Raw genomic sequence first — 10,850 nt, forward strand, 5'->3', positions numbered from 1 at the left:
AGCTGTCTTCCAATGTCGGTAGCGGTACCCGGGGCAGCTGGTCCTCGGCGGCAAACGTGCGTTCGGTCAAGTCTGATTCCTCGGTGTGAGTCGATGTCAGGCGGGGCGGGAGAGGTAGAGATTGGCGTAGAGCCAGCCACTGTCTTCCCGGTCGGTCGGATCGATTCCGTTGGCGGACAGAGTATTCAACACCTGCGCCTGTTCGGCATCGGAGGCGAAGCGGCGCTGCGCGAAATCGCCTGGCATCCGTTCGGTGCGGTAGCCGAGGGCCGCCAGCTCGCCCTCGATCGCGTCGAAGCCGTACATGCGCAAGACGAAGTGTGCCATCCACGGCCTGCGTTCGGGGTCGGCGGTGGCCACCCGGAGCAGGGTCTTCTCGGTGACGTAGCCGATACAGCCGGTCGAGATCACCAGATCGGCCGCGGCCAGGATCCGGCGCTGCTCGTCGGTGGGGTCGGTGGCCTCGAGATCGGCGTGGACGATCTCGTGCAGCAAGCCGGCGGCGTGAGCGTAGTCCAGGGCGGGACGCGAGGCGTCCATGCCGACGAAGCGAACCTCCGGACGGGTGTCGTCGGCGGCCAGGCGGGCCCGGTCAAGGGCGATGAGCGCGGCCGGATCGTCGGCGTCGACCGCGCTGTAGTACTCCCCCAGTTCCTCGATGGTCGTGTCCAGCCGCAGCAAGGCCGCGTTGACGCCGTAGGAGCAGCCGATATCGAGCACGGTGGGCGCGCTCACCCCGGTGGCGTCGCGGTATTCGGCGAGCTGCTGCTCGAAATGCGGCTTCGCCAACTGCGGTATGCAGTAATCCAATTCGGCCATGCGCGCGTAGTAGGCGCGCGGATCGGGGCGGTCGTAGATGTCGTCGAAGGAGGCTTTCCCGGTGGTGTGCATAGGCACGGACACGATGGTTCCTCTCGGGTCGAACTGTGCTGCTCAGTCGAGTAGCCGGTCGCCACGGACGGCGTCGGCCGCGGCGTGATGGTCCGACAGCACCCGCCCGAAGAGCTGGCGGGTGCGTTCCACGGTGCCGATGACACCTGGTCGGTCGCTGTAGGCGAAGATCGCCGTATGCCGTTGGGTGCGGCCGCTCACCGGGGAGACCCGGTGCAGGGAGTAACGGCCCTGGAACAGCTGTAGATCGCCCGGGCGCAGCTCGAGCCGCTGGATGAGGTGCTCGCCCGAGCCGGTCAGTACCGCGCGCACGTCGTCCAGGTTCTCCGCGTGCGGCGAGCGGATACCCGGGCAGTATTCGAAGACTCCCCCCGCTTCGGGCGCCTGGGTGAGCATGCTGACGGTGTATTCGTTGGTGTCGAAATGCCAGGGATGTGACATGCCCGGCGCGACGACGTTGAGCACGAGACCGGCCAGTGGGTCGGCGAATTCGTGCAGGCCGGGCAGGCCGAAGCAGTCGGCGACGAACCGCTGGAACAGCTGACTGGTGTAGAGCTGATGGATCAGCGCGCCGGCGTCGATCCGGTCGCGTGGGACGAAGGCGTTGCCGCGTTCGAGCACGATGCGGCCCGGATGATCCTCGGGCAGTTCGGTATCGAGGGGAATGTTGTAGGCGTTGACCCGTTCCACCTGATAGTGGGCGTGCGGGGCCATCTGTTCACCCTGATCGCGCAGCCGCTCGTGCAGCTGCGGCCGGATGAATTCGCGCAGCACGGTACATCCGTCCTGCGCCAGGTCGGCTCGCGCAGCCGCCACCGCCGCACGCCAACCGGCGCTGTCGGGTTCGGTGATCGGAAAGCGAGTGGTGTCGACGATCTCGTCCAGGGCTACCGTCGCTGCCATAGCGACATTGTTATCGGACTATTCCCGACACGCCCGGGTTTTCCTGAGATAGGCGGTGACAATCGTCACGGACCGTTCGGTCTTGTTGTCTGGCAACACATTCGACCGGCGCCGATGCCCGAACCGGCGACTTCGCGACTCAGGCGTGGTCCACCGGGTACCGAGTATTCAGCACCTCACCCAGGTCGGCCATGGTGAGTTCGACCAGAGAATCGCGTTGGGTGCGGGTGGGTGCTTCGGGCACCGCGATCTCACACGGCACCACCAGGACCGCGCAGCCGGCCGCCTCCGCGGCCGCCACCCCGGTGGGCGAGTCCTCGACCGCCACACAGGTTTTCGGGTCGAGGCCGAGGAGTTCGGCAGCGCGTAGGTACACGTCGGGTTCAGGCTTGCCGTGCGGCACCTCGTCGCCGCAGACCGAGGCGTCGAAGTATTCCCGGCCGAGGGTGTCCAGGCCGAACTCGGCCAGCGAACGCTTGGTGTTGGTCACCAGCGCGCTCGGCAGTCCTGCCGCGCGCACCATCGCCAGCGCGTCCTTCGCACCCGGACGCCACGGAATGGGTTCGGCCATCAGCTCGGTCACGCGCCGCTCCAGGAATTCGCCCGCGGCGCGCATCGCGTCCGGATGCGGATCGAGGCCGAGGCCGGTGAACACGATGCGCAAAGCGTTGGGGCCGGAGGCTCCGATCAACGACCGGCGCAGTTCATCGGTCATCTCGGAGCCGAGATCGACGGCGAGGTCGCGTACGGCGACGTCCCACGGTTTCTCCGAATCGAGCAGCGTGCCATCCATATCCCACAGCACACCGGCAGGCCGCGTGTTCACCCGTTCCTCTCCTCTGTGTATTCCCCCTACAGTCCCGAATTGGCGATCAGCAACCGCCCGTTGTCCGAGGCGACCTGGATCCACCGGCTCTCGGTGGAGGTCGAACCGTCCTTCAGGGTATAGGTCAGCGAGACCGTCGCCCCGGTGTCCCCGTTGGGTGTGACGCTGTGCACGGTGACGGCGCTGATGCCGGACCAGAAGTTCAGGTAGTCGCTGTAGCCGGTCTGCGCCTGATAGGCGGGCGAGAGCTGCGACCAGGCAGCGGCGGCGTTGCCCGGCAGCATGCCGTAGTACCCGCTGACGAACTGCACCACCCGTTCCGGAGTCGGCGGGCCGGCCGGGGTCGAGGTCGTGGATGTCGTCGAAGTGGGGGTGGCCGAGGTCGTGGTCGTGGTGGTCGTCGGCGCCGTGGTGGTGTCGTCGCCGGATTCCCCCGTCTCGGATCCTTCGGGCGCGACCGCGTCCACCGAGGGCTGCGCGGCGGTCACCGATGACGTCCCCTGCCCGCCCGCCGACGGTTCCCCGCCACCATTGACCGCGGCGGCGACCAGGGCCACGAGCACGAGGACACCCGCTGAAGCTGCCGCGATCAGGGCGATCATGCGACCGCGACCCGAACTCGACGACGGCGGTACCGGCCCACTGGGAACCGTGCCCGGCGCCGCGGCCGCGACCGGCCGGGCAGGCATGGGGCCAGGCGTGGGCCCGGCCACCGGTCGCGGCACCGCCTGGGTGGCGGCGGACGAGCCGACGGGCTCCGGGCCGGACGACGGATGCGGGAGCACCTTCGTCGCGGCGGGAACGGCCACCCGTGGAGCGCGCCCCGCCGCAACGTCTTCCAGCGCGCGCCGAGCTTCCTTCATGGTCGGGCGTTCCTCGACGGTGGCGGCCAGCAGCCGCATCAGCACCGGGCCGAGATCGCCCGCCTTCTCCGGCGGCCGCACCTGGGCGCGCGCCACCGCGTGCAAGACCGCGAGCGGATTGTCGCCCTCGCCGAAGGGCGGTGCGCCCTCGACCGCCGCGTACAGCGTGGAACCGAGCGCGAACACATCGGAGGCGGGTTCGGGGTTCTCCCCGCGCGCGACCTCGGGCGCGAGGTAGGCGGGGGTGCCGGCCAGGAAACCGGTCGCGGTGACGGTGACGTCGCCGACCGCGCGGGAGATGCCGAAGTCGGTGATCTTCACCGTGCCGTCGTCGGCGACCAGCAGGTTGGCGGGCTTGACGTCGCGGTGCACAATGCCCGCGTCGTGTGCGGCAGCGAGGGCCGCGGCGGCTTGGGCGCCGATCTCGGCGACCTCCATGGCGGGCAGGGTGCGCCCACCGGCGAGTTTGGCGGCCAGGCTCGGCGCGTCCATGTACTCCATGACCAGCCAGGGCTGTTCGTCTTCCTCGACGACGTCGAAGACGGTGATCGCGTTCGGATGGTGCAGGCGTGCCGCGATGCGGCCCTCACGCTTGGCGCGCAGTTTCGCCTCGAGGGCGGCCTCGCGGGTCAGGCCGGGGCCGAGCAGCACCTGCTTGACGGCCACCGTGCGCCGCAACCGGACGTCGGTGGCGCGCCACACCACGCCCATCGCGCCCGTACCGATCGGATCCGTGAGCCGATACCGTCCAGCGATCAACCGATCCGCCGTCATGAGGTTGTGCCCCTCCTGCTGTCCCGCCGAGTCCTCCAGCACTCCGCGCCCGGTCCAGGACTGGCCTGGAATCCCTACGCGCCGAAGTCGTTTGCACCGGTGAGCTTCAGGATGAACTCGCATCCGCCGACTGCCCCGGATGCAGTTGCCACCCTCCGACAATGGCATAAGCGTCCGACAGGTTCCAGCAGCGTTGCTGGTTTCACCCCCGCGGGCGGCGCGGCGGACGGGTGCCGTGGCGTTCTCACGCCGAACCGGCCGTCTCGTGCCTCCGAACCCCGCCCGCGCGCACGGGAAAAGCCCAGCTCACCGGGGTGCGTCAGCCGCGGCTGGCGCCTGTACCCCACCGGCGGCCGATTATCCGTGAGAACCGTCACAACCTGTCGCAATCGTGCCGCACGCGGCACCCCGAAGTCTGCCGGGGTGCCCCGCTCAGGCGTTGAAGTACTTCGCCTCCGGGTGCAGCAGCACGAACGCGTCGGTGGATTGTTCCGGATGCAGCTGCAGTTCTTCCGACAGCGTGACACCGATGCGTTCGGCGTCGAGCAGGTCGACGAGTTTGGCACGGTCTTCCAGGTCGGGGCAGGCGCCGTAACCGAAGGAGTAGCGCGCGCCGCGATAGCCGAGCTTGAAGTACTCCTGCACGTCCTCGGGGTCGGATTCGGCGACCGAATGGCCGTCGAGCACCAGTTCTTCCCGGACGCGGCGGTGCCAGTATTCGGCGAGCGCCTCGGTGAGCTGGACGCCGATGCCGTGCACCTCGAGATAGTCGCGGTAGTTGTCGGCGGCGAACAGTTCGTTGGCGAAGTCGGCGATTGGCTGGCCCATGGTGACCAGCTGGAAGGGCAGCACATCCACCTGGCCGGTCTCGGCGGCGCGTTCGCGGGAGCGGATGAAGTCGGCGATGCACAGGAACCGGTCGCGCTGCTGGCGCGGGAAGGTGAACCGATACCGCTCCGGCGCGCCGGGTTCGGGTTCGGTCAGCACGATGACGTCATCGCCTTCCGACACCGCGGGGAAGTAGCCGTAGACGACCGCCGCATGCTGGAGCACGCCCTCGGTGGACAACCGGTCCAGCCAGGCCCGCAGCCGGGGACGGCCCTCGGATTCGACCAACTCCTCATAGCTGGGCCCGTCACCGCCGCGCTGTCCGCGCAGACCCCACTGGCCCAGGAACAGCGCACGTTCGTCGAGCAGCCCCGAATACTCGTGCAGCGCCAGGCCTTTGATCACGCGGGTTCCCCAGAACGGCGGCACCGGCACCGGCAGGTCGGCGGCCACATCCGAACGTTCCGGGACCACGACCGGTGCCTCCGCGGCCTTGCGTTCGGCGGCGATGCGCTTGGAGCGTTCATGGCGGGCCTTACGTTCGGCGGCCCGCTCCCGTTCGGCGATGGCTTCGGGGCTGTCGGGGTCGGGACCGCCGCCGCGCTTGCGGGCCATGATGTCGTCCATCAGCCGCAGCCCTTCGAAGGCATCGCGGGCGTAGTGCACGTCGCCTTCGTAGACCTCGGTGAGGTCGTTCTCCACGTAGGAGCGGGTCAGCGCGGCACCGCCGAGGAGCACCGGGAACTGCCCGGCCATGCCTTTGGCGTTGAGCTCCTCGAGGTTTTCCTTCATCACCACAGTAGACTTCACCAGCAATCCGGACATGCCGATGACGTCGGCCTTCTTGTCCACCGCGGCATCGAGGATGGTCGAAATCGGTTGTTTGATGCCGAGATTGACCACTTCGTAGCCGTTGTTGGACAAGATGATGTCGACCAGGTTCTTGCCGATGTCGTGCACGTCGCCCTTGACGGTGGCCAGCACGATCCGGCCCTTGCCGGAATCGTCGGTGGCCTCCATATGCGGTTCCAGGTAGGCGACCGCGGCCTTCATCACCTCGGCCGATTGCAGCACGAACGGCAGCTGCATCTGCCCGGAACCGAACAGCTCACCGACGGTCTTCATGCCCGCGAGCAGGGTTTCGTTGATGATCTGCAGCGGCGGCACCTGCGCCATGGCCTCGTCCAGGTCGGCTTCCATGCCGGCCTTCTCACCGTCGACGATGCGCCGCTCCAACCGCTCGAACAGCGGCAACGCCGCCAGCTCCTCGGCGCGCGAGGCCTTCGACGACGACGCCGACACACCCTCGAACAGCTGCATCAGCTTCTGCAACGGGTCATAGCCGTCGCGGCGGCGGTCATAGATCAGATCGAGCGCGGTCTCGCGCTGCTCCTCGGGGATGCGGGCGATCGGCAGGATCTTCGAGGCGTGCACGATCGCGCTGTCGAGCCCGGCCTGCACGCATTCGTGCATGAACACCGAGTTCAGCACCTGCCGCGCGGCCGGGTTCAGGCCGAAGGAGATATTGGATAGGCCGAGGGTGGTCTGCACGCGCGGGTGGCGACGCTTGAGCTCGCGGATCGCCTCGATGGTCTCCAGGCCGTCGCGCCGCGACTCCTCCTGACCGGTACCGAGGGTGAAGGTCAGGGTATCGATGATGATGTCGGACTCGTCCAGACCCCAGGTGCCGGTGATATCGGCGATCAGGCGTTCGGCGATCTCGACTTTCTTCTCGGCCGTGCGGGCCTGGCCCTCCTCGTCGATGGTCAGCGCGACGACGGCCGCGCCGTGCTCGGCGACCAACCGCATGATCTGCTGATACCGCGAATCCGGGCCGTCGCCGTCCTCGTAGTTCACCGAGTTCACCGCGCAGCGCCCGCCCAGGTGCTCGAGCCCGGCCTGCAGCACCGGCGGCTCGGTGGAGTCGAGCATGATCGGCAAGGTCGACGACGTCGCCAACCGGCTCGCCAGCTCGCTCATGTCGGCGGTGCCGTCGCGGCCGACGTAGTCGATGCACAGATCCAGCATGTGCGCGCCGTCGCGGGTCTGGTCCTTGGCGATATCGAGGCACTTCTGCCAGTCGCCGGCCAGCATGGCTTCACGGAAAGCCTTGGAGCCGTTGGCATTGGTGCGCTCGCCGATCATCATGACGCTGGCGTCCTGCGCGAACGGCACCGCCGTGTACATGCTCGACACGGCGGGCTCGTGCACCGGATCGCGACGTTGCCCGATCGGCGGCAGAGTCGGCTCGATCTCCCGGACCGCCTCGGTGACCTGGCGGATGTGCTCGGGCGTGGTGCCGCAGCAGCCGCCAACCAGGGCCAACCCGAACTCCGAGACGAAGCCCGACAGGGCCACCGCCAGCTCTTCTGGCGTCAACGGGTATTCCGCGCCCTTGGCGCCGAGCACCGGCAGACCCGCGTTCGGCATGACCGACACCGGGATGCGGGCATGGCGCGACAGATGCCGCAGATGCTCGCTCATCTCATCGGGGCCGGTCGCGCAGTTCAGCCCGATCATGTCGATGCCCAGCGGCTCGAGCGCCGTCAACGCGGCCCCGATCTCGCTGCCGACCAGCATCGTGCCGGTGGTCTCCACGGTGACGTGAGTGATGATCGGGATCCGGCGACCCGCGCGCTCCATGGCCCGCCTGCTGCCGGTGACCGCCGCCTTGACCTGCAGCAGGTCCTGGCAGGTCTCGATCAGAATGGCGTCCGCTCCGCCGTCGAGCATGCCGAGCGCGGCCTCGGAGTAGGCATCGCGCAACGCCGCGTACGGCGCATGACCCAGCGTCGGCAGCTTGGTACCCGGCCCCATCGAACCGAGCACGTACCGGGCCGAGCCATCCGCGCCCGGTCCCATCTCATCGGCCACCTCACGCGCGAGGCGGGTGCCCTTCTCCGACAGTTCCCGGATCCGGTCGGCGATGTCGTAATCGGCCAGGTTCGGCAGGTTGCACCCGAAGGTGTTGGTCTCGACGGCGTCCGCCCCGGCCTCGAAGTAGGCGCGATGGATGCCGCGCAGCACATCGGGGCGGGTGTCGTTGAGGATCTCGTTGCAGCCCTCGAGGCCACGGAAATCGTCCAATGTCAGATCCGCGGCCTGCAACATCGTGCCCATCGCGCCGTCGCCGATGACGACACGACGAGCGAGCGTGTCGAGAAGCGTGGTATCGAACGCGGTGGAGCTGGACGCAGACATGCACCCAGGGTAGAGGGTGCGTACAGCGTTCCGCGCGCCATGTCCAGTTCACCGTGCGCCCGGACACATCCAGGACAACGGTGCCGGGTGGTTGCCAGACCACCCGTGCGCGCACCGCCGATGGCCGCGCCCGACACGCGCGGCGGCGAATACCGCGTCGCGGACACAGCACATCGGCTCTGGTCGTAGGCTGGCTCGGGTGAACTCGAGTGAATCTCCGGCCTCGCCCGGCCCGGAACTGCCGCCGTTGCGGAATCCGGTACTCGTCGCTGCCTTCGAGGGCTGGAACGACGCCGGCGACGCCGCCAGCGGTGCGGTGGAACACCTCGAACTGATCTGGGATGCCAGACCGCTGGCCGAACTCGATTCCGAGGACTATTACGACTACCAGGTCAATCGGCCGATGGTGCGTCAGGTCGACGGCGTGACCAGGGAGATCGTGTGGCCGGCCACGGTGCTGACGGTGTGCTCGCCGCCGGGCAGCGACCGCGATGTGGTGTTGCTGCGCGGTATCGAGCCCAATATGCGCTGGCGCCGGTTCTGCGCCGATCTGCTCGAACTCATCGATCAGCTCGAGGTGCAGACCGTGGTGATCCTCGGGGCGCTGCTCGCCGATACCCCGCACACCCGTCCGGTGCCGGTGACCGGGTCCGCCTACAGCAAGGAGGCGGCAGAGCGCTTCAACCTGGAGCAGACCCGCTACGAGGGCCCCACCGGGATCACCGGCGTGCTGCAGGATCAGTGCGTGAAGGCGGGAGTGCCCGCGGTGTCGTTCTGGGCGGCGGTGCCGCATTACGTCTCACAGCCACCCAACCCCAAGGCCACCATCGCGTTGCTGCACCGGGTCGAGGACGTCCTCGATATCGAGGTGCCGCTGCGGGAGCTGCCCGCCCAGGCCGAGGAGTGGGAGTCGACGGTCAACGAGATGACGGTCAACGACGAGGAGATCAGCGAGTACGTCCGCTCCCTCGAGGAGCGCGGTGACGCCGCGAGCGATCTCAACGAGACCATGGCCAAGATCGATGGCGACGCCATCGCCGCGGAGTTCGAGAAGTATCTGCGCCGCCGCGGACCCGGCGGGTTCGGTCGCTGATCGCGACTCCGCGGGCACGGGGCCCGGCGCGCCGGGCTCAGCCCGCGGTGGACGCGGATACCGTGCGGGCGACGGGCTCGGCACCGCGGCAACCGATTTCGGGCGGCGCTGCGCCCGGCGTGCTCAGGTTTGCAGCGTCCAGACCGTGGCCTCCGCATCGCTGGCCAGCTTCGCGAGCAGCAGGTCCCGCGGAATCGTCTGGCCGGCAAGGTGATCGAGCGATGGCACCACCACGTGGTGGGCGTCGGCTCGTTTCAGTTCCTGGGTGAGCTCGGCGAACGCGGTGCCGTCACCCGGTGTCGATTCATGGAAAGTCGCGGCGAAGCAGAGGCCTTCGGCCCGAGCCCGCGCCCGTAGCGCGGCTTCCAGCTCGTCGCCATGGCCTTCGGCCAAGTCGTCACGCAAATATCCATAGATCAACGCTTCCACCCGTACCTCCTGGGTCTTTCCCCGCCGTGGCGGGGAGCAGTGCGCCTCCGGGATCTCCCCGCGGATGCGGGGGTGTTGCGCTGGGCCGTACCAACATCGGCCCATCTCGATCATGTCCGATCAACAGCGGCGAAAGCAGATGTCAACCCACTGACATCTAGGTGCCCTATCCGGTGCACCGAAAGTTAACTGGTGCGATACTACAGACGTGGCCGCTACTGACGATCGACCCGTCTGGGCTGTTCGGATGCGTTCGGAGCGCGACGCGAGAGGGTGGTCACAAGCAGACGCCGTCCGCGCCATGCGCGCCAAGTCATCCCACAACCTGCCGACCGACAGTACCTTGCTGCGTAACTGGCGTCGGTGGGAATCGGGCGAGTCGCGGCCCGACGAGTTCTACGCGCCCATCATCGCGGCGGCTTTCGATACCGTCACCGCGGCGTTCTTTCCGAAGTCGCGACCCAACCGCGACGACGAGCTGCTGGCCGCAACCGGAATGGACACACTGGAATTCATCGGTCGGCTGCGCATGTCGGATGTCTCCCCCGCCACCCTCGAGGCCATCCGCATCACCGCCGAACGGTTGTGTTGTGAATACCCCTATACGGATCCACACGAATTGCATATCGAAGGCACCAATTGGTTGCGCCGGATCACCTCGCTGCTCGACGGCAGGCTCACCCTGTCCCAGCACCGCGAGGTGCTCGAGTTGGCGGGCTGGGTGGCGTTGCTGGTGGGTTGTGTCGATTACGATCTCGGCCGCCGCACCACCGCCGAGGCGACCCGCCGTGCGGCGCGTTCGCTGGGCCATGAGGCCGAGAATGCCGAAATCGTCGGCTGGAGTGCGGAAATGGCGGCCTGGTTCGCCCTGACACAGGGCAACTACCGCGGTGCGATCGATGCCGCGGATCCGACTGCGGCCAACTGTGATTCGCTGGGCGTCGGGGTCCAGCTGGCCGCGCAGCGCGCCAAGGCGTGGGCGCGCATCGGCGATCGCCGCGAGGTGGACAAGGCGTTGTCGGCCGGACGCGCGATTCTGGAT

At 68.0% G+C, this 10,850-nt stretch carries 8 protein-coding genes; 2 read left to right on the forward strand and 6 right to left on the reverse strand.

From position 1 onward, the window contains the following. Nucleotides 1-96: 96 nt before the first annotated feature. From RJ05_RS13980 to metH, 5 genes are all read right to left on the reverse strand, one after another. A complete protein-coding gene (locus RJ05_RS13980; protein ID WP_036537589.1) occupies nucleotides 97-891 on the reverse strand; it encodes a class I SAM-dependent methyltransferase in 795 nt (264 codons plus the stop codon). A 42-nt stretch (nucleotides 892-933) separates the two neighbouring features. After that, complete coding sequence (locus tag RJ05_RS13985) at nucleotides 934-1,794, reverse strand: HalD/BesD family halogenase (protein ID WP_036537591.1); 861 nt, start codon at nucleotides 1,792-1,794, stop codon at nucleotides 934-936. A gap of 139 nt (nucleotides 1,795-1,933) precedes the next feature. Then, nucleotides 1,934-2,620 carry an HAD family hydrolase gene (locus RJ05_RS13990; RefSeq protein ID WP_036537593.1) on the reverse strand — a complete coding sequence of 229 codons (687 nt, stop codon included), beginning with the start codon at nucleotides 2,618-2,620 and terminating at the stop codon, nucleotides 1,934-1,936. Between the two features lie 26 nt (nucleotides 2,621-2,646). Next, nucleotides 2,647-4,257 carry a serine/threonine-protein kinase gene (locus RJ05_RS13995; protein ID WP_036537595.1) on the reverse strand — a complete coding sequence of 537 codons (1,611 nt, stop codon included), beginning with the start codon at nucleotides 4,255-4,257 and terminating at the stop codon, nucleotides 2,647-2,649. 432 nt (nucleotides 4,258-4,689) lie between these two features. Next, nucleotides 4,690-8,286: a methionine synthase gene (gene metH, locus RJ05_RS14000; RefSeq protein ID WP_036537597.1), complete on the reverse strand. Its 3,597-nt coding sequence runs from the start codon at nucleotides 8,284-8,286 to the stop codon at nucleotides 4,690-4,692. A gap of 199 nt (nucleotides 8,287-8,485) precedes the next feature. Between metH and RJ05_RS14005 the strand changes: the two genes are divergently transcribed. After that, on the forward strand, nucleotides 8,486-9,379 hold the full coding sequence (locus RJ05_RS14005) for a PAC2 family protein (protein ID WP_036537599.1): 894 nt from the start codon (nucleotides 8,486-8,488) through the stop codon (nucleotides 9,377-9,379). Nucleotides 9,380-9,502: 123 nt separating this feature from the next. Here the strand turns inward: RJ05_RS14005 and RJ05_RS14010 are convergent, their stop codons facing one another. After that, nucleotides 9,503-9,808, reverse strand: a complete 306-nt coding sequence (locus RJ05_RS14010; RefSeq protein ID WP_036537601.1) for a hypothetical protein — start codon at nucleotides 9,806-9,808, stop codon at nucleotides 9,503-9,505. Nucleotides 9,809-10,109: 301 nt separating this feature from the next. Here RJ05_RS14010 and RJ05_RS14015 point away from each other — a divergent pair. Then, nucleotides 10,110-10,850: hypothetical protein (locus RJ05_RS14015; protein WP_036537603.1), on the forward strand; the 741-nt coding region annotated here is incomplete at its 3' end.

It is taken from the genome of Nocardia cyriacigeorgica NBRC 100375, assembly GCF_000308555.1.
GTDB classification, from domain to species: Bacteria; Actinomycetota; Actinomycetes; order Mycobacteriales; family Mycobacteriaceae; genus Nocardia; species Nocardia cyriacigeorgica.

Coding starts and splice junctions, on each gene's coding strand:
- RJ05_RS13995 (WP_036537595.1), bottom strand. CDS start 4,257: ATGACGGCGGATCGGTTGATCGCTGGACGGTATCGGCTCACGGATCCG.
- RJ05_RS13985 (WP_036537591.1), bottom strand. CDS start 1,794: ATGGCAGCGACGGTAGCCCTGGACGAGATCGTCGACACCACTCGCTTT.
- RJ05_RS13980 (WP_036537589.1), bottom strand. CDS start 891: ATGCACACCACCGGGAAAGCCTCCTTCGACGACATCTACGACCGCCCC.
- metH (WP_036537597.1), bottom strand. CDS start 8,286: ATGTCTGCGTCCAGCTCCACCGCGTTCGATACCACGCTTCTCGACACG.